The sequence below is a fragment of the Streptomyces hydrogenans genome, from assembly GCF_014656075.1.
Lineage (GTDB): Bacteria > Actinomycetota > Actinomycetes > Streptomycetales > Streptomycetaceae > Streptomyces > Streptomyces hydrogenans.
The window spans coordinates 41474-62696 of the sequence record NZ_BNBS01000016.1 but is presented as its reverse complement, the minus strand read 5'-3'; the positions used below and the strand labels follow the sequence as shown (position 1 = coordinate 62696).

The 21223-nt window shown below is 73.0% G+C and carries 19 protein-coding genes and 1 tRNA gene; 12 read left to right on the top strand and 8 right to left on the bottom strand.

All coding sequences use genetic code 11. The features are described from left to right. Positions 1–31 precede the first annotated feature (31 nt). The 3 genes from IE321_RS09840 to hutU are packed head-to-tail and all read right to left on the bottom strand — an operon-like array spanning position 32 to position 4235. The gene (locus IE321_RS09840; RefSeq protein ID WP_043229840.1) at positions 32–1372 is read right to left on the bottom strand and encodes a formimidoylglutamate deiminase; all 1341 of its coding nucleotides are present in this window, start codon (positions 1370–1372) and stop codon (positions 32–34) included. Beyond that, the gene (locus IE321_RS09835; RefSeq protein WP_190222537.1) at positions 1363–2553 is read right to left on the bottom strand and encodes an allantoate amidohydrolase; all 1191 of its coding nucleotides are present in this window, start codon (positions 2551–2553) and stop codon (positions 1363–1365) included. The genes IE321_RS09840 and IE321_RS09835 overlap by 10 nt, the downstream gene beginning before the upstream one ends. 17 nt (positions 2554–2570) lie before the next feature. Then, positions 2571–4235, bottom strand: a complete 1665-nt coding sequence (hutU, locus tag IE321_RS09830; RefSeq protein ID WP_190222523.1) for a urocanate hydratase — start codon at positions 4233–4235, stop codon at positions 2571–2573. A 225-nt stretch (positions 4236–4460) separates the two neighbouring features. On the opposite strand from hutU, the gene IE321_RS09825 reads away from it, so the two are divergent. From IE321_RS09825 to IE321_RS09800, 6 genes are all read left to right on the top strand, one after another. Beyond that, complete coding sequence (locus IE321_RS09825) at positions 4461–5876, top strand: type III PLP-dependent enzyme domain-containing protein (RefSeq protein ID WP_190222522.1); 1416 nt, start codon at positions 4461–4463, stop codon at positions 5874–5876. A 32-nt stretch (positions 5877–5908) separates the two neighbouring features. Beyond that, a complete protein-coding gene (locus IE321_RS09820) occupies positions 5909–6373 on the top strand; it encodes an SRPBCC family protein (protein ID WP_190222521.1) in 465 nt (154 codons plus the stop codon). Between the two features lie 150 nt (positions 6374–6523). After that, entirely contained in the window at positions 6524–6934 is a 411-nt protein-coding gene (locus tag IE321_RS09815) for a hypothetical protein (RefSeq protein ID WP_043229830.1), read from the top strand. After that, positions 6931–7698, top strand: coding sequence for a transcriptional regulator (locus IE321_RS09810; RefSeq protein WP_190222520.1), 768 nt, complete (start codon positions 6931–6933; stop codon positions 7696–7698). The genes IE321_RS09815 and IE321_RS09810 overlap by 4 nt, the downstream gene beginning before the upstream one ends. Beyond that, positions 7698–8132 (top strand): roadblock/LC7 domain-containing protein, encoded by a 435-nt coding sequence (locus IE321_RS09805; protein WP_079022404.1) that lies wholly within the window; start codon positions 7698–7700, stop codon positions 8130–8132. The genes IE321_RS09810 and IE321_RS09805 overlap by 1 nt, the downstream gene beginning before the upstream one ends. A gap of 53 nt (positions 8133–8185) precedes the next feature. Beyond that, a complete protein-coding gene (locus IE321_RS09800) occupies positions 8186–8557 on the top strand; it encodes a hypothetical protein (protein WP_043229824.1) in 372 nt (123 codons plus the stop codon). A gap of 27 nt (positions 8558–8584) precedes the next feature. Here the strand turns inward: IE321_RS09800 and IE321_RS09795 are convergent, their stop codons facing one another. After that, a complete protein-coding gene (locus IE321_RS09795; RefSeq protein ID WP_190222519.1) occupies positions 8585–9433 on the bottom strand; it encodes a MurR/RpiR family transcriptional regulator in 849 nt (282 codons plus the stop codon). 227 nt (positions 9434–9660) lie between these two features. Here IE321_RS09795 and IE321_RS09790 point away from each other — a divergent pair, with 227 nt between their 5' ends. Continuing rightward, entirely contained in the window at positions 9661–10413 is a 753-nt protein-coding gene (locus tag IE321_RS09790) for a DUF4232 domain-containing protein (protein ID WP_190222518.1), read from the top strand. A 275-nt stretch (positions 10414–10688) separates the two neighbouring features. On the opposite strand, the gene IE321_RS09785 is transcribed toward IE321_RS09790, so the two are convergent. Next, positions 10689–12074 carry a cystathionine beta-synthase gene (locus IE321_RS09785; RefSeq protein WP_043229848.1) on the bottom strand — a complete coding sequence of 462 codons (1386 nt, stop codon included), beginning with the start codon at positions 12072–12074 and terminating at the stop codon, positions 10689–10691. A 121-nt stretch (positions 12075–12195) separates the two neighbouring features. Between IE321_RS09785 and IE321_RS09780 the strand changes: the two genes are divergently transcribed. From IE321_RS09780 to IE321_RS09770, 3 genes are all read left to right on the top strand, one after another. Further along, complete coding sequence (locus IE321_RS09780; protein ID WP_226651583.1) at positions 12196–13275, top strand: SGNH/GDSL hydrolase family protein; 1080 nt, start codon at positions 12196–12198, stop codon at positions 13273–13275. 111 nt (positions 13276–13386) lie between these two features. Then, a complete protein-coding gene (locus IE321_RS09775; protein ID WP_043229823.1) occupies positions 13387–14607 on the top strand; it encodes an acetyl-CoA C-acetyltransferase in 1221 nt (406 codons plus the stop codon). Positions 14608–15018: 411 nt separating this feature from the next. Next, positions 15019–15846, top strand: a complete 828-nt coding sequence (locus IE321_RS09770; protein ID WP_284714435.1) for a hypothetical protein — start codon at positions 15019–15021, stop codon at positions 15844–15846. Positions 15847–15861: 15 nt separating this feature from the next. Here the strand turns inward: IE321_RS09770 and IE321_RS09765 are convergent, their stop codons facing one another. The 3 genes from IE321_RS09765 to IE321_RS09755 form a co-directional block, all read right to left on the bottom strand. Beyond that, positions 15862–16191, bottom strand: coding sequence for a hypothetical protein (locus IE321_RS09765; RefSeq protein ID WP_190222517.1), 330 nt, complete (start codon positions 16189–16191; stop codon positions 15862–15864). Between the two features lie 92 nt (positions 16192–16283). Further along, positions 16284–17189, bottom strand: coding sequence for a Bax inhibitor-1/YccA family protein (locus tag IE321_RS09760; protein WP_043229820.1), 906 nt, complete (start codon positions 17187–17189; stop codon positions 16284–16286). A 194-nt stretch (positions 17190–17383) separates the two neighbouring features. Beyond that, positions 17384–17469 (bottom strand) — tRNA-Leu (locus IE321_RS09755). 388 nt (positions 17470–17857) lie between these two features. On the opposite strand from IE321_RS09755, the gene IE321_RS09750 reads away from it, so the two are divergent. After that, positions 17858–18628 carry an ABC transporter ATP-binding protein gene (locus tag IE321_RS09750; protein WP_190222516.1) on the top strand — a complete coding sequence of 257 codons (771 nt, stop codon included), beginning with the start codon at positions 17858–17860 and terminating at the stop codon, positions 18626–18628. A 60-nt stretch (positions 18629–18688) separates the two neighbouring features. Beyond that, the gene (locus IE321_RS09745) at positions 18689–21220 is read left to right on the top strand and encodes an ABC transporter permease (RefSeq protein ID WP_190222515.1); all 2532 of its coding nucleotides are present in this window, start codon (positions 18689–18691) and stop codon (positions 21218–21220) included. Positions 21221–21223 lie beyond the last annotated feature (3 nt).

Here is a 21223-nt window from a genome sequence, read left to right as displayed (position 1 = left end):
GGCGGGGGGGTGGGCGGGCCGGTGGCCGGGGTCAGTCGCGCAGGGCGGCGATCGCGGCCGCCAGGGCGCCCGCCGTGTCGGGTACGGAGACGTGGGCGCCGTCGCGGACGACGGTCCGGCCGCCGACCACCACGTGCCGGACGTCGGCGGCGCTCGCCGCGAAGACGGCCGTCTCGGGGGCCAGCCGCGGGACGGGTCCCGCGGTGCGGACGGTGTCGAGGGCGATGGTGGTGAAGTCGGCGAGGGCTCCCGGCTCCAGGGTGCCCGCGTCGTTCCAGCCGAGGGCCGCGTGGCCGTCGGCGGAGGCGGCGCGGAGCAGCGCGGCGGCCGTCCAGTGACCGCGGATGTGGGTGCGCAGGCGCTCGTTGAGCTCCATCGCGCGGGCCTCCTCCAGGAGGTCGATGACGGCGTGGCTGTCGCTTCCGAGGGAGAGCGGGGAGCCGGCCTTCTGGAGGGCGACGGCGGGTCCGATGCCGTCGGCGAGGTCGCGTTCCGTGGTGGGGCACATGCAGGTGCCGGTGGAGGTGGAGCCGACGAGCGCGATGTCGGCTTCCGTCATGTGGGTGTTGTGGACGCCGGTGGTGCGGGGGCCGAGGACCCCGTGGTCGGCGAGGAGCCGGGTGGGGGTGACGCCGTGGGCGGCGTGGCACGCCTCGTTCTCGGCGGTCTGCTCGGAGAGGTGGACGTGGAGCGGGGCCCGCCGCTCCTCGGCCCAGCGGGCCACCGTCGACAGCTGGTCGGCGGGGACGGCCCGGACGGAGTGGATCGCCGCGCCGACGCGTACGCCGTCCCGTTCCTTGAGGTCCGAGACGCGCTCCGCCCACTTCTCGGCGGTGCCGTCGGAGAAGCGGAGCTGGTGGTGGTCGGGGGCGGCGCCGAAGCCGGCGGAGAGGTAGGCGGTGTCGAGGAGGGTGATCCGGACGCCGGCCTCGCGGGCGGCGGCGATCAGGGCCTCGCCCATGGCGTTGGGGTCGTCGTAGGGGGTGCCGCCGGGGGCGTGGTGGAGGTAGTGGAACTCTCCGACGGCGGTGATGCCGGCCAGCGCCATCTCGGCGTACACGGCCCGGGCGAGCGCGAAGTAGCTGTCCGGGGTGAGCCGCTGGGCGACGGTGTACATGACCTCGCGCCAGGTCCAGAACGTGCCCGAGCCGACCTGGACGGTGCCGCGCAGGGCCCGGTGGAAGGCGTGGCTGTGGGCGTTCGCGAGACCCGGGACGGTGAAGCCGCGCAGGACGGTGGCGCCGGGCGGCGGGGCGTCCACGCCGGTGCGGACGGCGGCGATCCGGCCGTCGGTCACGTCGAGGGCGACGCCCGGCTCGGCGTAGCTGCCGAGCCAGGCGTGTTCCAGCCAGTACGTCGTCGTCAGCGGCACGCCAGGTCCTCCAGTACGTCGGCGAGGGCGCGGACCCCGGCCACGCAGTCGTCCTCTCCGGCGGTCTCGGCCGGGGAGTGGGAGACGCCGGTGGGGTTGCGCACGAACAGCATGGCGGTCGGGATGGACGCGGACAAAATACCCGCGTCGTGTCCGGCGCCGGTGCCGAGGACGGGCGTCTTCTCGCCCAGGACGCGGCTCAGCTCGTCGCGCAGGGCGTGCGAGAAGTCGACGACCGGGGTGAAGGACTCGCGGACGACGGCGAGGTCGATGCCGTGCTTGGCCGCGTAGTCGCGGGCGGCGGTCTCGATGCCGGTGACGACCGCGTCCAGGGACTCCTGGTCGGCGGCGCGGGCGTCCAGCCAGCCGCGCACCAGCGAGGGGATGGCGTTGACGCCGTTGGGCTCGACGGAGATCTTGCCGAAGGTGGCGACGGCGCCCGCGAGTTCGGCCTCGCGGCGGGCGGCGAGGACGGTCTCGGCGTACGTCAGCATGGGGTCGCGGCGGTCGACGAGCCGGGTGGTGCCCGCGTGGTTGGCCTCGCCGGCGAAGTCGTACCGCCAGCGGCCGTGCGGCCAGATGGCGGAGGCGATGCCGACGGCGTCGCCGGAGAGGTCGAGGGCGCGGCCCTGCTCGACGTGCAGCTCGACGAAGGCGCGGATGCGGCCGAGCCGCTCCGGGTCGGCGCCGATCCGCGAGGGGTCGTGGCCGGCCGCCTCCATGGCCTGCGGCAGGGAGACGCCGTCGGCGTCGCGGAGCTCGTACGCCTTCTCCCTGGTCAGCTGACCGGAGGTGAGGCGGGAGCCGACGCAGGCGAGGCCGAAGCGGGCGCCCTCCTCGTCGCCGAAGTTGACGATGGCGAGGGGCCGCTTGAACGAGACGCCGCGGGCGCGGAGTTCGTCGAGGGCGGCGAAGGCGGAGACGACGCCGAGGGGGCCGTCGAAGGCGCCGCCGTCGGGGACGGAGTCCAGGTGGGAGCCGGTGACGACGGCGTCGCCCGCGGTGGGGTCGCCGAGCCAGGCCCACTGGTTGCCGTTGCGGTCGGTCTCGACGTCCAGGCGGCGGGCCTCGGCCTGCATCCGGAACCAGAGCCGGCAGTCGGCGTCCGCCTCGGTCCAGGCGTAGCGGCGGTAGCCGCCCGAGGCGGCGCTGCGGCCGAGGGGCCGCAGCGACCGCCACATGGCGTGGAAGGTCTCGCTCACGCCTGGTCGCCCTCGCGCATCGGGACGCGGACGCCCTTCTCGTCGGCGACCCGCTCGGCGATGTCGTAGCCGGCGTCGACGTGCCGGATGACGCCCATGCCGGGGTCGTTGGTGAGCACGCGGCGGATCTTCTCGCCCGCGAGCTTCGTGCCGTCGGCGACGGAGACCTGGCCGGCGTGGATGGAGCGGCCCATGCCGACGCCGCCGCCGTGGTGGAGGGAGACCCAGGAGGCGCCGGAGGCGACGTTGACCATGGCGTTGAGCAGCGGCCAGTCGGCGATGGCGTCGGAGCCGTCGAGCATGGCCTCGGTCTCGCGGTACGGGGAGGCCACCGAGCCGCAGTCGAGGTGGTCGCGGCCGATCGCGAGGGGGGCGGCGAGGGTGCCGTCGGCGACCATGTCGTTGAACATGGCGCCGGCCTTGTCGCGCTCGCCCTGGCCGAGCCAGCAGATGCGGGCCGGGAGGCCCTGGAAGTGGACGCGCTCGCCGGCCATCTTGATCCAGCGGTGCAGGGACTCGTTCTCCGGGAAGAGGTCGAGGATCGCCTTGTCCGTCTTGTGGATGTCGCTCGCCTCGCCGGAGAGGGCGGCCCAGCGGAACGGGCCCTTGCCCTCGCAGAACAGCGGGCGGATGTACGCCGGGACGAAGCCGGGGAAGGCGAACGCGCGGTCGTAGCCGGCCAGCTGGGCCTCGCCGCGGATGGAGTTGCCGTAGTCGAAGACCTCGGCGCCGGCGTCCATGAAGCCGACCATGGCCTCGACGTGCTTCGCCATCGACTCGCGCGAGCGGCGGGTGAAGCCGGCCGGGTCCTTGGCGGCGGCGTCGGCCATGTCCTCGAAGGCGACGCCGACCGGGAGGTAGGACAGCGGGTCGTGGGCGGAGGTCTGGTCCGTCACGATGTCGACGGGCGCGCCCTCGGCGAGCATCTGCGGGAGCAGCTCGGCGGCGTTGCCGAGGAGGCCGATGGAGAGCGGGCGGCGGGCGTCGCGCGCCTCGGTGGCCAGCTGGAGGGCGTGGGCCAGGTTGTCGGCCTTGACGTCCAGGTAGCGGTGCTCGATGCGGCGCTCGATGGCGCGCGGGTCGACGTCGATGCAGATGGCGACGCCGTCGTTCATCGTCACGGCCAGCGGCTGGGCGCCGCCCATGCCGCCGAGGCCGGCGGTGAGGGTGATGGTGCCGGCGAGGGTGCCGCCGAACTTCTTCGCGGCGACGGCGGCGAAGGTCTCGTAGGTGCCCTGGAGGATGCCCTGGGTGCCGATGTAGATCCAGGAGCCGGCCGTCATCTGGCCGTACATGGTGAGGCCGAGGGCCTCCAGGCGCCGGAACTCCTCCCAGTTGGCCCAGTCGCCGACCAGGTTGGAGTTGGCGATGAGGACGCGGGGCGCCCACTCGTGGGTCTGCATGACGCCGACCGGGCGGCCGGACTGGACCAGCATGGTCTCGTCCTGCTTGAGGGTGCGCAGGGTGCGGACCATGGCGTCGAAGGAGCGCCAGTCGCGGGCGGCCTTGCCGGTGCCGCCGTAGACGACGAGCTTGTCGGGGTGCTCGGCGACCTCGGGGTCCAGGTTGTTCTGGAGCATCCGGAGGGCGGCCTCCTGCTGCCATCCCAGGGCGCTCAGTTCCGTACCGCGCGGGGCCCGTACGGGGCGGGGTCCTGACATGGCGGTGCCTCCTCGAATGTCGTTCAGATATTCACATCCTGGCTTGCTGAATAGTTGTAGTCAACAGGGCGCGGCGCACGGGCCCCGGCGACGGGGACTCCCGCCGCCCGCGCGCACGCCCCCGGACGGGCGCCACCGGATCCCCGCGCGCCCCGGGCGGGCGCCCCGCACGCCCCCGCGCACGCCCCCGTGACGCCCCGCGTCCGCCCCGCCAGGATGGGACCCATGGCCTCCCACCGCCGCGATCTCGCCGTCCGAGCCGCCGTCGCCCAAGGACTCCTGGCGCCCGGAAACCCGGGACACCCCGGACACCCCGGAACCACGGCAGCCCCCGAAGCCGCCGGAGCCGCCACGATCCCCGGCCCTCCCGGCGCCCCCCGCACCCCCGCCGCCCCCGTCGTCGCCCTCCTCGACACCGCCGGCATCCGCGCCTCCGCCGCCGCCCTGACCAGCGCCTTCGCCGCCGTCACCCGGGCCGAGGTGCTGCACGCCTTCGCCGTGAAGGCGTGCCCCCTGGTCCCCGTCCTGCGCCTGCTCGCCGACGCCGGGATCGGCGCCGAGGTGGCCAGCCCCGGCGAGCTGGCCCTCGCCCGCGCCGCCGGGCTGCCCCCGTCCCGCACCGTCCTCGACTCGCCCGCCAAGACGCCCGCCGAGCTGCGCGAGGCCCTCGCCCTCGGGATCGCGGTCAACGCCGACAACCTCCAGGAACTGGCCCGGATCGACGCCCTGGTCGCCTCCGCCCCCACCGCCTCGCCGCTCGGGCTCCGGGTCAACCCGCAGGTCGGCGCCGGGAGCATCGGCGCCCTCTCCACGGCCACCGCCACCTCCAAGTTCGGCGTCGCGCTGCGCGACGAGGGCGCCCGCGAGGCCGTCGTCCAGGCGTACCTGGACCGCCCCTGGCTCACCCGGCTGCACACCCACACCGGCTCCCAGGGCGTGCCGCTCACCCTGATGGCCGAAGGCGTCGGGGCCGCGTACGCGCTGGCCGAGGAGATCAACGCCAAGGCGGGCCGCGCCCAGATCGACACCCTCGACATCGGCGGCGGCCTCCCGGTGAACTTCGCCTCCGACGAGGAGACCCCCTCCTACGCCGACTACGCCCGGCTGCTCGCCGCCACCGTCCCCGGCCTCCTCGACGGGCGCTACCGCCTGGTCACCGAGTTCGGGCGCTCGCTGCTCGCCAAGCACGGCACGGTCCTCACCCGCGTCGAGTACACCAAGACCTCCGGCGGCCGCCCCATCGCCGTCACCCACGCCGGCGTCCAGCTCGCCACCCGCACCGTCTACGCCCCCGAGGCGTGGCCGCTGCGGATCCTCGCGTACGACTCCGGGGGCCGCCCCCGGACCGGCGTGACCACCGTCCAGGACGTGGCGGGCCCGGCCTGCTTCGCCGGCGACCTGCTCGCCGCCGGCCGGGCGCTGCCGCCGCTCCACCCGGGCGACGTGATCGCCGTCCCGGACACCGGCGCGTACGCCTTCGCCCACCACTACGCCTACAACAGCCTGCCCCGCCCGGCCGTGCACGGCTTCACCGTCGCCGACGACGGCACGGTCTCCTTCGCGACCGTCCGCCCCGGACAGACCCCCGAGGAGATCGTCGCCGAGGCGGGCGGCGCGCACGCCGACGCGCTCGTCCGGTAGCGGCGGGCCGGGACAGCCACTTCGATGGAGCCATGACCACCACCACCGTCGTCGTCGAGCGCCGGGTCGCCGCCTCGCCCGGCCGCGTCTGGGAGTCGATCACCGACCTGCCGGACATGCCCCGGGTGCTGTCCGGCGTCCAGAAGGTCGAGGTGCTCACCGAGGGCGGCTTCGGCGTGGGAACCCGCTGGCGGGAGACCCGGAGGATGCTGGGCAAGGAGGCCACGGAGGAGATGACCGTCACCGAGTGCGAGCCGCCCGACCGGTACGTGACGGTCGCCGACTCGCACGGCATGCACTACGTCTCCGAGCTCTCGCTGCGCACCGACGGGCCGGACGCCAGCGTGCTGCGGATGACCTTCTCCGCCCGGCCGGCGCCCGGCCGCCGGCAGAACCCCGTCGCCCGCCTCCTCGCCCGCTTCGGCGCGAAGGCCGTCTCCAAGGCGCTCGCGAAGGACCTGGACGACATCGCGAGGACGGTCGAGAGCCACTACTGACGGCGTCCGCCGGACGCTTCTCTACCTGATTCCGGCCGCGCTTGGGCATGTTCCGATGGAAAATGCCAGAACCCCCTCCCGGGGAGGCGCCGTTCAGTAACGTCACCGTCACTGCCGTTGCTCGCACGCCGTATCGGGAGGGGAACCCGCGTGCCCGGAATCGACGAGTGCCTCATGGAGGCCATGACCCTGCCGGGTGCTCGCGGTGCCTCCCTGGTCGACTGGAACAGCGGCCTCGCGCTCGGGACGGCGGGCGAGTCGCCGGTCGGCGACCACGAGACGACGGCCGCGGAGACCGCGGAACTGGCGCGCGCCGCCGCCGAGTTCGACTCCTTCACCGCCTCGGCCGACGACCCGGACGGCGCCCAGGAGGCCGAGGGCCAGCCGCCCGTAGAAGACCTGATCGTCACCACCCGCGCCGGCTACCACGTCCTCCGCTTCGTCCGGACCTCCTTCGACAGCAGCGTCTTCCTCCACCTCTGGCTCGACCGCGACACCGGCAACCTCGCCCTCGCCCGCATCCGCCTCGGCGACCTCGCCGAGCGGCTGGTCCTGGGATGAGCGTCTCCCCCATGCTCGTGCGGCTCGCGGCGGAGCGTGCCACCGGCGCCCTGCTCCGCGACCACGGCACCCTCTACCTCGTCGACGGCCGCGTCGTGCACGCCGAGAGCCCCGCCTCCCCCGGCATGGACGTCCTGCTCACCACCGCCGGGCGACTGCCCCGCGAGGGCTGGGACGAGGCGGTCGACCGGGCCGGCGCCCACCGCGCGGTCGGCCGCTTCCTCGTCGACAGCGGCCGGCTGCGCGACGGCGAGCTGGAGATCTGCCACCTCGGCGCCGTCTTCGACGCCGCCTTCTTCGCCCTCTCCCCCACCAGCGGCCCCACCCGCTTCCGGTACGGCGTCGGCCACTGGTTCGGCACGGTCCGCCCGGTCTCCGCCGAGGCCGTCGAGCGCGAGACCCTGCGCCGCCGCGAACTCCTCGACGCCGTCTGGCCGTACGCCGCCGTCGACACCGCCCCCGTGGTGCCCCGCCCGGCCGCCCCGGGCCAGGGCGTCGGCGCCCGCCGCCGTGCCCAGCGCGCCGCCGCCGACGGCAAGCGCACCCCCGCCGAGCTGGCCCGGTTCCTCGGCCGCCCCGCCTTCCACACCCTCCTCGACGTCCGCAGGCTCGCCGCCGCCGGACTCGTCGAGACCCCGCTCGACGCGGCCCCCGACGCCACCCCCGCACCGCCCTCCCCGGCCTACGTACCGGTCCCGCCGGTGGCCGACCCCGACATCGCCCTGCTGCGCCGGCTCCGTGACGCCCTGGAGGCACACCTGTGATGAGGCGTGCTCTGCGCCTGCGCGCCGAGAGGAGACAGTTGATGACAGCCGAAGCCGAGGTGCTCGGCGAGCTCAGACGCCTGCGCGCCCGGCTGCCCCAGCTCACCGGGGCCCTCGCGGCCAGCGCCGACGGCCTGGTGCTCGCCCACGACACCGTGGACGGCGCCGCGGAGAGCGTGGCCGCGCTGACCGCCGCCGCCCTCGGCGTCGGCCGGCGGCTCACCGAGTCCACCGGCCAGGGCGGCTTCCGCGAACTCCTCGTCCGCGGCGAGACCGGCTACGTGGCCACCTACGCGGCCGGCGGCTCCGCCGTCCTCACCCTCCTCGCCGAGCCCCGCATCAACGTGGGCCGGCTCCACCTGGAGGCCCGCCGCTCCAGCGCCCGCATCGGCACCCTGGTCGACGGCGCGCTGGACCGCCGCGACCTCCCCTGACCCAACCACCCCTCACTCGGAGAAACCGAACCGACCCAGAAGGAAGCGACACCATGGCGAACACCGAGACCTCCCTCAAGGAAGCGGCCGCGATCGAGGGCGCGATCGGCGCGGCCCTCGTCGACTACACCAGCGGCATGGCACTCGGCACCATCGGCGGCGGCAAGGAGCTCGACCTGACCGTGGCCGCCGCCGGCAACACGGACGTGGTCCGGGCCAAGGTCCGGACGATGGAGATGCTGGGCATCCAGGAGGAGATCGAGGACATCCTGATCACCCTCGGCACCCAGTACCACCTCATCCGGCTGCTCAAGTCGCGCGGCAGCAACGGCCTGTTCCTCTACCTGGCCCTGTCCAAGGACCGGGCCAACCTGGCGATGGCCCGCCACCAGCTGAAGAAGATCGAGGCCGAACTGGACATCTGACCCGGCACCGGGCCTCCCCGGCCCGGGTCACTCCACGAAGAGCCCCCGCTCCGCCGCCTTCGCGTCGAACTGCTCCAGACGCGCCTGCGCGTCCGGCAGCTCGTCCGCCATGGCCTCCAGGAGGACCCGGCCGAGGAGCATCGGCGCGCAGGCGGTGTCGAAGGCCAGACCGGTGCCGACGGCGGCCGGGATGAGCAGGTCGGAGTGGGCGGCGACGGGCGCGAAGGCGGACTCGGCCACGGTCACCACCGTGAGCCCGGCCGCCCGCGCGTACTCCAGCGCCTCCACGACCTCGCGCGGGTGGCGGGGCAGCGCGAAGCAGAGCAGCGCGGTGGCCCCGGCCCGTACGGCCGCGTCGATCCGGTCCGTGAGCATCGAGCCGCCCTCGTCGAGCAGCCGGACGTCCGGGTGCACCTTGGCGGCGAAGTAGGCGAAGCCGCGGGCCTGCGAGGAGGCGGCGCGCAGACCGAGGACGAGCAGCGGTCGGGAGCCGGCGAGCAGCCGTCCGGCGCGCTCCACGGGCGCGGGGTCGGCGAGCAGCCCGGCGAGGTGCCGCAGGTTCTCGATCTCGGCCAGGACGGCCTGCTGGTACTCGTTGTGCCCGGCGTCCTCCCCGGCCGCGGCCGCGGGCCGCTCGGGGGGCGCGACCTCCCGCAGGTGGCGGCGGAGCGCCGGGTAGCCGTCGAAGCCGAGGGCGACCGCGAAGCGGGTCACGGAGGGCTGGCTGACGCCGGCCAGCTCGGCGAGTTCGACGCTGGAGAGGAAGGGCGCGTCGGCGGCGCGCCGGACCATGCAGTGGGCGATCCGCCGCTGCGTGGGCGTGAGCCGGTGCCCCTCGAAGAGCGCCTGGAGCCGCCCGGCCGGGCTGTCGCTCATACCGTCCCCCTTCATCCCATTCATCCCTGACCCTGTCTGCATAAGGATATGCAGAGACGCCGGGACGGCAGGGAAAGGCGTCATGGTCACGCCACGACTTCCGGTTCGTCCGAGGGCTGTAACAAACGCGGGACGCCGGTGGCCCCCCACCCCCACGCGGAAAGAATAGCCATGTCGCTCACAGACGGGCCGGCTCCCGGCCGGCCACCGGGGGAAGAGGAAACGACATGAACTCCACCACGTTCAGGGCCCGTTCAGGACGCCGCGGTCTGCGTGGCGCCGCGCTCGGCGCGGCCGTGGTCGCGGCCCTGCTGACGACCACCGCCTGCCAGGGCGACGACACCGGCGCCGCGGGGCCGAGCGCCGGCGCCCCGTCGACCGCCACCCCCTCGGGCTCCGCGTCGGCCGACGGCAGCACGCCGACGACCGCCTCCCCGTCGAACGACTCGGGCACCGGCACCGCCGACCCGACGGCCACCGGGACCGGCGACAGCGGCGAGACCGGCGGCGGCAACGGCACGCGCTACGCGGACTGCGAGGCCGACGGGCTCTCCACCGCGGTCGAGCTCCAGGACCCGGCCGGGGAGACCCCCCGCCACTTCCTGCTGACGGTCACCAACGGCTCGAAGACGCCCTGCGTCCTCAACGAGGCGCCGATCCTGCGCCTCAAGGCCGGGAACGACGCCCCGATCGTCGAGACGCTCGGCGAGCCGGACACCGAGCCCGTCGTCGTCGAGGGCGGCGGCAAGGCCTACGCCGGCCTGTACGTCTTCGGCAACGACGAGGGCGGCGAGGCGGAGTACGACCAGTCCGACCGCTTCACGGCGACGCTGGTCGCCGGCGAGGGCACCGAACTGCGCGGCACGCTCGTCTTCGACCTTCCCGACGGCCTGGACACGGTCTCGGTGGACGACGCGGCGCGGGTGAACGGCTGGGCCGGGACCGAGGGCCTGGCGATGCGCCCGATCACCCAGCTCTGACCGCACGGGCCGGGGAAAGTCTGACGCGGGGACCGCCGCACCCCCATCGCTGGGGGGCGGGACGACGGCGGTCCCCGCGGGGGACACGGGCCCGGGTCAGGGCCGGTCTCCGCGTCCGCGGCGTCTTCAGAGGTCCGGGAGCCGCTCCGGAAGTTCTGTGACGCCGACGAGGAACACTCTGCCGGAGGCGTGTTAAGCGGGTGCTGCGCGGACGTGACGCGCTCGTACCGTTTGCGCGAACGCCCGAGCGAACACCCGCCACACCCTCCGGGGTGCTACTTCGCGCCGCCGTTGGCCAGGAAGGCGAGCAGGTCCTGACGGCTGACGACACCGGTGGGCTTGCCCTCGACCAGGACGATCGCGGCGTCGGCACCGCCGAGCACCGACATCAGGTCGGCGACCGGCTCGCCGGAGCCGACCTGCGGCAGCGGCGCGGACATGTGCTGCTCCAGCGGGTCCTCCAGGGACGCCTGCTTCGTGAAGAGGTGGTCCAGGAGCTCCCGCTCGACGACCGAGCCGATGACCTCGGCGGCCATCACGTCGGGGTGGCCGGCGCCGGGCTTCACGATCGGCATCTGGGAGACGCCGTACTCGCGCAGCACCTCGATGGCCTGGCCGACGGTCTCGTCCGGGTGCATGTGGACCAGCGAGGGCATGACGCCCTCCTTGTGCCGCAGCACGTCGGCGACGGTGGCCGTGGAGGTGTCCTCCAGGAAGCCGTAGTCGGCCATCCACTCGTCGTTGAAGATCTTCGACATGTAGCCGCGGCCGGAGTCCGGCAGCAGGACGACGACGACGTCGTCCGGGCCGAGCTCCTTGGCGACCTCCAGGGCGGCGACCACGGCCATGCCGCAGGAGCCGCCGACCAGCAGGCCCTCCTCCTTGGCGAGGCGGCGGGTCATCTGGAAGGAGTCCTTGTCGGAGACCGCGACGATCCGGTCCGTGACGTTCCGGTCGTAGGCGGTCGGCCAGAAGTCCTCGCCGACGCCCTCGACCAGGTACGGACGGCCGGAGCCGCCGGAGTAGACGGAGCCCTCGGGGTCGGCGCCGATGACCTTGACCCGGCCGTCGCTCGCCTCCTTCAGGTAGTTGCCGGTGCCGGAGATGGTGCCGCCGGTGCCGACGCCCGCCACGAAGTGGGTGATCTTCCCCTCGGTCTGCTCCCACAGCTCGGGACCGGTGGTCTCGTAGTGCGAGCGCGGGTTGTTCGGGTTGGAGTACTGGTCGGGCTTCCAGGCGCCCGGCGTCTCGCGGACGAGGCGGTCCGAGACGTTGTAGTACGAGTCCGGGTGCTCCGGGTCGACGGCCGTGGGGCAGACGACGACCTCGGCGCCGTAGGCCCGCAGCACGTTGATCTTGTCGAGGGACACCTTGTCCGGGCAGACGAAGATGCACTTGTAGCCCTTCTGCTGGGCCACGATCGCCAGGCCGACGCCGGTGTTGCCGGACGTGGGCTCGACGATGGTGCCGCCGGGCTTCAGCTCACCGCTCTGCTCGGCCGCCTCGATCATCCGCAGCGCGATGCGGTCCTTGACCGACCCGCCGGGGTTGAAGTACTCGACCTTGGCGAGGACGGTGGCCTGAATGCCGGCCGTCACGTTGTTGAGCTTCACCAGCGGGGTGTTGCCGACGAGGCTGATCATCGAGTCGTGGAATTGCACCGTGTTCTCCGGGGTCTCCGTAATGGTGTGGCCAGCGTATGCGTAGTCGGGACTCCTTTCGGGGCAGTAGACCCTGAACGGCTTGAAGGACCTGTACGGCTCGAAGGAGGTGACGCCCCCGATGTCCAGGGCGAGGGTGGCACGCCGGATCGCGGCGGGAGCGGCGTACGGCGGCGGGAGCATCGGTCTGATCGGTGTGGCCGCGGTCGGGGTGCTGCTGGCGGAGGCGCAGCTCGCGAAGCGGACGGTGGGCACGGGGACGGCTCCCCTGCCGCCGGCGACGGACGGTCTGTACGGCAGGGCCTTCGGCACGGAGGACCCGCTCCGGCTCGCCCTTCTGGGTGATTCCACGGCGGCCGGCCAGGGGGTGCGCCGGGCGGGGCAGACCCCGGGCGCGCTGCTCGCCTCGGGGCTCGCGGCGGTCGCGGAGCGCCCGGTGGCGCTGAAGAACGTGGCGCTGTCGGGGGCCCGCTCGGACGACCTGGAGCGGCAGGTGTCCCTGCTGCTCGCGCAGCCGCTGGGCCCCCCGGACGTCTGCGTGATCATGATCGGGGCGAACGACGTGACGCACCGGATGCCCGCGACGGAGTCGGTGCGGCTCCTGGCGGCGGCGGTGCGGCGGCTGCGGACGGCCGGCGCGGAGGTGGTCGTCGGCACCTGCCCGGACCTGGGCACGATCGAGCCGGTCTACCAGCCGCTGCGCTGGCTGGCCCGCCGGGCCTCCCGGCAGCTGGCGGCCGCGCAGACGATCGTGGTGGTGGAGCAGGGCGGGCGGACGGTGTCGCTGGGCGACCTGCTGGGGCCCGAGTTCGCGGCGAACCCGCGCGAGATGTTCGGGGTGGACCTCTTCCACCCGTCGGCGGAGGGGTACGCGACGGCCGCGATGGCGGTGCTGCCGACCCTGTGCGCCTCGCTCGGCGTGTGGCCGGAAGCGGACCGCCCGGAGGCGGACCGCAGCGAGGGCATGCTGCCGGTGGCGAAGGCTGCGGCCGCGGCGGCGCGGCAGGCCGGTACGGAGGTGACCGGGGCCCGGGCGCCCTGGGCGCTCCTGAAGCACCGGCGCCGGCGGCGCCTGACGGAGGCGCCGGAGGGCGCGGAGGCGCCCGGGGGCGCGGCGGCGGAGGGGGCGGGGAGCGGGGAGCCCGGGGACGTGCGGAAGGGGCGCGGGGAGCCGCTGCCGCAGGACTCCCCGCGGACCTGAGCAAGCGCTTAGAAAAGAGGCCCTCGTCACACGCCGTTGCCGGTGACCCCGCGCGGTACGTCCGGGTAACTTCCCAGTGAGCCCGACCGCCACCAGACCCCTGGAGCCGTGATGCCCGAAGCCGTGATCGTCTCGACCGCCCGTTCCCCCATCGGCCGGGCCTTCAAGGGCTCCCTGAAGGACCTGCGCCCCGACGACCTCACGGCCACGATCATCCAGGCCGCGCTGGCCAAGGTCCCCGAGCTGGACCCGCGCGACATCGACGACCTGATGCTGGGCTGCGGCCTCCCCGGCGGCGAGCAGGGCAACAACCTGGGCCGCATCGTGGCCGTGCAGATGGGCATGGACCACCTGCCGGGCTGCACGATCACCCGCTACTGCTCCTCCTCGCTCCAGACCTCCCGGATGGCGCTGCACGCGATCAAGGCGGGCGAGGGCGACGTCTTCATCTCGGCGGGCGTCGAGATGGTGTCCTCCTTCGTGAAGGGCAACTCGGACTCGCTGCCGGACACCCACAACCCGTTCTTCGCCGACGCCGAGGCCCGCACCGCCGAGGTCGCCGCGTCCGAGGGCTCCTCCTGGCACGACCCGCGCCAGGACGGCCTGGTCCCCGACGCGTACATCGCGATGGGCCAGACCGCGGAGAACCTCGCCCGGATGAAGGGCATCAGCCGCCGGGAGATGGACGAGTTCGGCGTCCGCTCGCAGAACCTCGCCGAGCAGGCCATCAAGAACGGCTTCTGGGAGCGCGAGATCACCCCGGTGACGACCCCGGACGGCACCGTCGTCGCCACCGACGACGGCCCGCGCGCGGGCGTCACCCTGGAGGGCGTCTCCGGCCTCAAGCCGGTCTTCCGCCCCGACGGCCTGGTCACCGCCGGCAACTGCTGCCCGCTGAACGACGGCGCCGCCGCGCTCGTGATCATGTCCGACACCAAGGCGCGCGAGCTGGGCCTGACCCCGCTGGCCCGGATCGTCTCCACCGGCGTCTCCGGCCTCTCCCCCGAGATCATGGGCCTCGGCCCGGTCGAGGCGTCGAAGCAGGCCCTGAAGCGCGCCGGCCTGACGATCGGCGACATCGACCTCGCCGAGATCAACGAGGCGTTCGCCGCCCAGGTCATCCCCTCCTACCAGGACCTCGGCCTGGACCTGGACAAGGTGAACGTCAACGGCGGCGCCATCGCCGTCGGCCACCCCTTCGGCATGACGGGCGCGCGCATCACCGGCACCCTGATCAACAGCCTCCAGTTCCACGACAAGCAGTTCGGCCTGGAGACCATGTGCGTCGGCGGCGGCCAGGGCATGGCGATGGTCATCGAGCGACTGAGCTGAGCCGCGGCGGAGGGTAGGGGCCGCCCGAGGAACGAGGGCGGCACCTGCCCACAGCGGAGGCGACGCTCAGTGCGACCACGGGATCGAGCGACTGAGCCGAGCCGCGGCGGAAGCGACGCTCAGTGTGGCCACGGGATCGAGTGACCGAGCTGAGCCGAGCCGCCTCCGCTCTCCACGGGCCGAACGCGTCAACCTCCTCGCGTCCAAGCCGTGACCGAATCTCCCCCAGGATGTGACATACATCCCGGGGGAGTTCGTTTTCGCAGGTCAGAGTAGTTCTGGGACTAAACACCCGGCCGAAATACCTGTCCGTTTCGTGACGTAATGCACTGACAGGGGGTCCCGGGCCGCGACAAGCTGATGTAGGAAGTCGGGGGATCGACTCGAATCGGGAGTACGTCAGTGAGCGCCATGTCTCTTGCCCTGCTGCTGACCACGGCCGCTGCCACGGCCGTGGGCGCTGCTGCCCTGCACCACGTGCGGGGTCTCCGCCAGGAGGTCACCGCCCTGCGCACCGAGCTGGCCGCCGGCCGCGGCGTGACGGTCCCCGCGGCCCGCACCACGCCCGCCGCCGAGATACGGGCCGCGGTCGCGGAGGCGCTGGCCGAGGAGCGCGAGCGCGAGCTCGCCGAGGCGCGGGCCTTCTGGGCCGCGCAGGAGGCCCGGGACGCGGCCGACGCGCCCTCCGCCCTCCTCGGCGGTCTGGGCGGCGAGGAGTCCACCGGCCTCTTCGTGCCGCGCCAGACGGACTTCGTGGGCCTGGAGGCGATGGCCCTGGAGGCCATGGAGGCCGAGGCCGCCGCGCTCGACGGCGTCGTCGACCCGGTGGACGACTTCCCCGAGTACCCCGAGGACTCCGCGGAGCTGGCCGCCGCCCGCCGCCGCCACCCCTCGCACCCGGACTTCGTGCCGGTGCAGACGCCGGTGGTCACGGACCACGAGCGGACGGTGGCGCGCCTGGAGGAGCTGGCCGACACGGCCACGGCCCTCACGGACGTCCGCCCGGGACCGCTCGGCACTCTGGACGTGTACGTCTTCGCCGACGGCACCACGCTCTGCATGACCCCGGGCCACCGCGAGACCGCGGAGCGCCTCGCGGAGGCCCTCCGGGCCGGCCGCAGCCCGGTCCTCCTCGGCGGCTCGGGCGTCTCCGGCGCCTTCGCCCTGACGTTCTCGTACGGCGAGTCCGACGAGGAGAACGTCTACATCCTCGCGGACCGCGTCATCGCCTCGCTGTAGCCCCCTCGGGGCCCTTCACAGCCCCGCGCGCTCCCGCGCCTCCCGCACCAGCCTCACGGCCTCGTCCAGCTCCCGTTCGCGGGAGGGGGACGGGGCCGTTCTCAGGATCTCGGCGAGGTCGGCGCCCGCGACGGCCAGCTGGTCGGCGACGGTGAAGACGCCCGCGTCGGGGATGGTCCTCGGCTCCCGGTCGGGGAACTCCGCGCGCTGGGCGCGCACCGCGAGGTCCCTCGCCAGGGCCAGGCCCTCGGCGGCCGCGCCCCGCTGGAGGCGGCTCTGCGGGGCCACCCGCAGCCGGTCGGCGAAGCGTTCCACGGCGGCGGTCAGTTCACTCGTATCCAGCACCCGGCCGACCCTACCGGGGGCGCCGGGGAGGGACGCGGAAGGGCCCGCCCGGCGAGTGCCGGACGGGCCCTTCCCCCGAGTCACGGGGTGCGTCAGTCGTCGCCCTGGAGGATCGACAGCAGACGCAGCATCTCCAGGTAGATCCACACCAGGGTCATGGTGAGACCGAAGGCGGCCAGCCACGCCTCCTCGCGGGGGGCACCGTAGGTGATGCCGTCCTCGACCTGCTTGAAGTCGAGGGCGAGGAAGCAGGCGCCGAGGATGATGCCGATGACGCCGAAGAGGATGCCGAGGCCACCGCTGCGGAAGCCGAGGCCGTCACCGCCGCCGAAGACGGCGAAGAGCAGATTGACCACCATGAGCAGCATGAAGCCCATGGCGGCGGCCATCACGAAGCCGGTGAAGCGCCGGTTGACCCGGATCCAGCCCATCTTGTAGGCGGTCAGCACGCCGGCGAAGACCGCCATGGTGCCGAGGACCGCCTGGATGACCACGCCGTCGGCGATGTACGTCGAGACGGCGGCGGAGATCACGCCGAGGAAGACGCCCTCGAAGGCCGCGTAGCCCAGGATGAGCGCCGGCGACGGCTTGCGCTTGAAGGACTGCACGAGCGACAGGACGAGCGCGACCAGGGCGGCGCCGATGGCGATGCCGTAGGACTTGCCGAGGTTCGCGGGGTCGACCGGCAGCAGCAGCCAGGACAGGACGGCGGTGAGCACGACCGTGCCGAGCGTCATGGCCGTACGGCTCACGACGTCGTCGATCGTCATCACGTTGCCGCGCGCCTGCTGCGGGGCGCCCGTCTGGACGTCCTGCGGCGCGTAGGGGTTGGTGGCGTACGGGTTGGCCGTCGCACCCTCGGCGTACGGGTTACCGGTCGCGTAGGGGTTCGTTCCGACGGCGGGGCCCCCGGCCTGCGGCTGCTGCGCGTTGAAGCCCGCGTAGCCGTTGTCGCGGCTGAACCCCCGTCGCGAGAAGACCGGGTTGCTGCTCCTCATCTCACTCCTCCATGGACGGCCGCACTGCGCGGCCTTGCGTCAAGGGTAATGCGTAGGCAAAAGAAACTCTCTAGTGCTCGGGGAGGATCTTTTGCGACAACTTTCGATCTTCAACCGGCCACCGGGAGCCCGGGAGGGAGGGGAGGGAGGAGAGGGGCGGAACGCCGGGCCGCAGGGGTCACCTGGGCCCGGGGTGGTGCCCGGAACCGGACTTGAACCGGTACGGCCCGAAGGCCAGCGAGGTTTAAGCTCGCCGTGTCTGCTATTCCACCATCCGGGCGTTGCCGCGAAGCTCCGCGTTGGCACAGGAGCCTATCGGGGCCCTTCCCTCGTTCAGCGGAACGAGCGACCGATGTTGTCTTATTTTATTGACGTCTGAGGGTGCGTCAGTGCAGGTGGGAGGGGTTTTCCCGAACTGTGACGGGGGTCGCAGGCGCAAAGCGGTCACCCCCGGATTGACCAGATCTCGCCGCAGGTGTGTCACGTCCGCCGTCAGGGTCGCCGTCATACCAGAGGAGGAGGAGCGGGACCCCCGGTCCGACCCGAGAGGGCCCCGGGAACGGGCACGTGGGCGGACGACCTGGACAAGAACGTTCGAAACGATGGAGTGGTTCCCGGGACACCGGGTTGCCGCCGATCCGCTCGACCGTCCTGACAGGAGTCCCCTCGTGACCACCACCCCCACCGTGCCCCGCGTCACCGCCGTGGCCGCCCGCGCCGCGGAGCTCACGAAGGTCTACGGAGCGGGCGAGACGCAGGTCGTCGCGCTCGACCGGGTCAGCGTGGACTTCCGCCAGGGCGAGTTCACCGCGATCATGGGCCCCTCCGGCTCCGGCAAGTCGACGCTCATGCACTGCGTCGCCGGCCTCGACTCCTTCTCCTCCGGTTCGGTCCGGATCGGCGACACCGAGCTGTCCACCCTCAAGGACAAGCAGCTCACCCAGCTCCGCCGGGACAAGATCGGCTTCATCTTCCAGGCGTTCAACCTGCTGCCGACCCTCACCGCCATGGAGAACATCACGCTCCCCATGGACATCGCCGGCCGCAAGGCCGACCAGGCGTGGGTCCAGAAGGTCATCGACATGCTCGGTCTCTCCGGCCGCCTCAAGCACCGCCCGACCGAGCTCTCCGGCGGCCAGCAGCAGCGCGTCGCCGTCGCCCGCGCCCTCGCCTCCCAGCCGGAGATCATCTTCGGCGACGAGCCCACCGGAAACCTGGACTCCCGCTCCGGCGCCGAGGTCCTCGGCTTCCTCCGGAACTCCGTCCGCGAGCTCGGCCAGACCGTCGTCATGGTCACCCACGACCCCGTCGCCGCCTCCTACGCCGACCGCGTGATCTTCCTGGCCGACGGCCGGATCGTCGACGAGATGCTCCGGCCCACGGCGGACGGCGTGCTCGACCGGATGAAGGCCTTCGACACCAAGGGCCGTACGAGCTGACGCGCCCGGCGCGCTCCTCGTACCCGATCCCCCGCCACCCGGACCTCCAGGACCTCACCCATGTTCCGTACCGCCCTGCGCAACGTCCTCGCGCACAAGGCGCGGCTGCTGATGACCGTGCTCGCCGTGATGCTCGGCGTCGCCTTCGTCTCCGGCACCCTCGTCTTCACCGACACCCTCTCCCAGGCCTTCCGCGGCCAGTCCGCGAAGAGCTACGACGACGTGGCCGTCGCCGTCAGCCTGCGGCCGGACCCGGAGGAGGCCGCCAAGAACCCGGGCCTCTCCCAGGCGACCGTCGACAAGGTCGCGAAGCTCGACGGCGTCACCGGCGTCCAGCCCCGCGTCGACGGCTTCGCCGGCGTGCCGGACGCCAAGGGCAAGCTGATCGGCTCCGGCTGGTCCAACAAGGGCGTCAACTTCGCCCCCGGCCCCGACGGCAAGGACCCGGCGCTCGCGTTCACCACCGGCGCCGGACCCACCGCGGCGGACCAGATCGCCCTCGACAAGGAGACCGCCGACAAGGGCGGCTACCAGGTCGGCGAGCGCGTCCGCGTGGCCACCAACGGCCCGGTGAAGGAGTACACCCTCTCCGGCGTCTTCACCACCGAGGACGGCGCCGTCAACGCCGGCGGCAGCCTCGTCGTCTTCGACGCCCCGGTCGCCCAGAAGCTGTACCTCAAGCCCGGCTACTACTCCGACCTGAACGTCTCGGCCGCCCCCGGCGCCGACGACGAGAAGCTCCGCGACGAGGTCCTGAAGGTCGTCCCGAAGGCCGCCACCGCCCAGACCGGCCAGGCCCTCGCCGACGAGCAGGCCCGGGAGATCGAGTCCGGCCTCGGCGCCCTCAACCAGACGCTCCTCGGCTTCGCCGGCATCGCCCTCTTCGTCGGCGTCTTCCTGATCTCCAACACCTTCACGATGCTGGTCGCCCAGCGCACCAAGGAACTGGCCCTGATGCGCGCGGTCGGTGCCTCGCGCAAGCAGATCACCCGCTCCGTCCTGGCCGAGGCCGGCATCGTCGGCATCGTGGCCTCCGCGGTCGGCTACCTGCTCGGCATCGGGCTCGCCGTGGGCCTGCGCTCCGGCATGGCCGCCTTCGACATGAAGGTCCCGGACGGCGACCTGGTCCTCGGCACCACCCCGGTGCTCGCCGCCTTCGGCGTCGGCGTCGTCATCACCATGCTGGCCGCCTGGCTGCCCGGCCGCCGCGCCGCGAAGATCCCGCCGGTCGCCGCCATGAACAGCGTCCACGCCACCCCGAACGCCAAGTCGCTCGTCGTGCGGAACTCGATCGGTGCCGCGATCACCGCCCTCGGCGCCGCCCTGATCGTGCTCGGCGCCAACGCCGGCGGCGACGAGGGCCGGATGACCATCGCGGGCGGCGCCTTCGCCACCCTCATCGGCATCATCATCCTGATCCCGTTCCTGTCCCGGCCCGTGATCGCCCTGATCCGTCCCTTCTTCGTGAAGGCGTTCGGGATCTCCGGCAAGCTCGCCGGCCTCAACGCGGTCCGCAACCCGCGCCGCACCGGCGCCACCGCCTCCGCGCTCGCCATCGGCCTCACCCTGGTCACCGGCCTCACCGTCATCGGCGTCAGCGCCGGACAGGCCCTCGACAAGATGACCGTCGAGCAGATCAAGGCCGACTACATGGTCTCCATGGCCAGCGGCGGCGGCCTGTCCCCGGAGGCCCTGGCCGCCCTGGAGAAGGCCCCCGGCGTCACCGCCGTCTCCCCGCAGCAGGCCGGCGCCCTCGACATCAAGGGCTCCTACGTCTCCGCCTCCGGCGTCACCCCCGGCGCCATCGAGAAGGTCCTCAAGGTCGACGTCCTGCAGGGCTCGCTGAGCGGGCTCGCCGACGGCCAGATCGCCGTCGCCGACAAGACCGCCGACAAGCGCGGCCTGAAGGTCGGCGCCACCGTCCCGGTCGAGTACCTGGACAAGAAGAAGGGCGAGCTGAAGGTCGCCGCGATCTACAAGGACAGCGAGTTCCTCTCCCCCGTCCTCGTGGACACGAAGGTCCTCGACGCGCACGACCCCGAGAAGTACATCCCGCAGATCTTCGTCTCCACCGAGGGCGGCCCGAGCGACGCCCACGAGCAGGCCCTGACCAAGGCCATGGGCGACAACCCGGCCATCTCCGTCATGGACGAGAAGGACATCCGCGACACCTTCGGCGGCCAGATCAACCTGCTCCTGAACATCATGTACGGGCTGCTCGCGATGGCCCTGATCATCGCCGTCCTCGGCGTCGTCAACACCCTCGCGATGTCCGTCTTCGAGCGGCAGCAGGAGATCGGCATGATCCGCGCGATCGGTCTCGACCGGCGCCGGGTGAAGCGCATGGTCCGCCTGGAGGCCGTCGTGATCTCGGTCTTCGGCGCGGTCGTCGGCATCGGCCTCGGCACCTTCCTCGCCTGGGCCATCGGCAAGACCTTCGAGGCGAGCCTGCCCGGCTACGGCCTGGTCGTGCCCTGGGACCGGGTCGGGATCTTCCTCCTCCTGGCCGCCCTGGTCGGCGTCCTGGCCTCGCTCTGGCCGGCCCGCAGCGCCGCCCGCCTGAACATGCTCAGCGCCATCAAGGCCGAGTAGGCA

What these genes read in the sequence shown, in the direction of transcription:
- IE321_RS09835 (WP_190222537.1), bottom strand. Translation starts at nt 2,553, where the DNA reads ATGTGGCGGTCGCTGCGGCCCCTCGGCCGCAGCGCCGCCTCGGGCGGC.
- hutU (WP_190222523.1), bottom strand. Translation starts at nt 4,235, where the DNA reads ATGTCAGGACCCCGCCCCGTACGGGCCCCGCGCGGTACGGAACTGAGC.
- IE321_RS09825 (WP_190222522.1), top strand. Translation starts at nt 4,461, where the DNA reads ATGGCCTCCCACCGCCGCGATCTCGCCGTCCGAGCCGCCGTCGCCCAA.
- IE321_RS09820 (WP_190222521.1), top strand. Translation starts at nt 5,909, where the DNA reads ATGACCACCACCACCGTCGTCGTCGAGCGCCGGGTCGCCGCCTCGCCC.
- IE321_RS09810 (WP_190222520.1), top strand. Translation starts at nt 6,931, where the DNA reads ATGAGCGTCTCCCCCATGCTCGTGCGGCTCGCGGCGGAGCGTGCCACC.
- IE321_RS09805 (WP_079022404.1), top strand. Translation starts at nt 7,698, where the DNA reads ATGAGGCGTGCTCTGCGCCTGCGCGCCGAGAGGAGACAGTTGATGACA.
- IE321_RS09800 (WP_043229824.1), top strand. Translation starts at nt 8,186, where the DNA reads ATGGCGAACACCGAGACCTCCCTCAAGGAAGCGGCCGCGATCGAGGGC.
- IE321_RS09795 (WP_190222519.1), bottom strand. Translation starts at nt 9,433, where the DNA reads ATGAGCGACAGCCCGGCCGGGCGGCTCCAGGCGCTCTTCGAGGGGCAC.
- IE321_RS09790 (WP_190222518.1), top strand. Translation starts at nt 9,661, where the DNA reads ATGAACTCCACCACGTTCAGGGCCCGTTCAGGACGCCGCGGTCTGCGT.
- IE321_RS09780 (WP_226651583.1), top strand. Translation starts at nt 12,196, where the DNA reads ATGTCCAGGGCGAGGGTGGCACGCCGGATCGCGGCGGGAGCGGCGTAC.
- IE321_RS09775 (WP_043229823.1), top strand. Translation starts at nt 13,387, where the DNA reads ATGCCCGAAGCCGTGATCGTCTCGACCGCCCGTTCCCCCATCGGCCGG.
- IE321_RS09770 (WP_284714435.1), top strand. Translation starts at nt 15,019, where the DNA reads ATGTCTCTTGCCCTGCTGCTGACCACGGCCGCTGCCACGGCCGTGGGC.
- IE321_RS09760 (WP_043229820.1), bottom strand. Translation starts at nt 17,189, where the DNA reads ATGAGGAGCAGCAACCCGGTCTTCTCGCGACGGGGGTTCAGCCGCGAC.
- IE321_RS09745 (WP_190222515.1), top strand. Translation starts at nt 18,689, where the DNA reads ATGTTCCGTACCGCCCTGCGCAACGTCCTCGCGCACAAGGCGCGGCTG.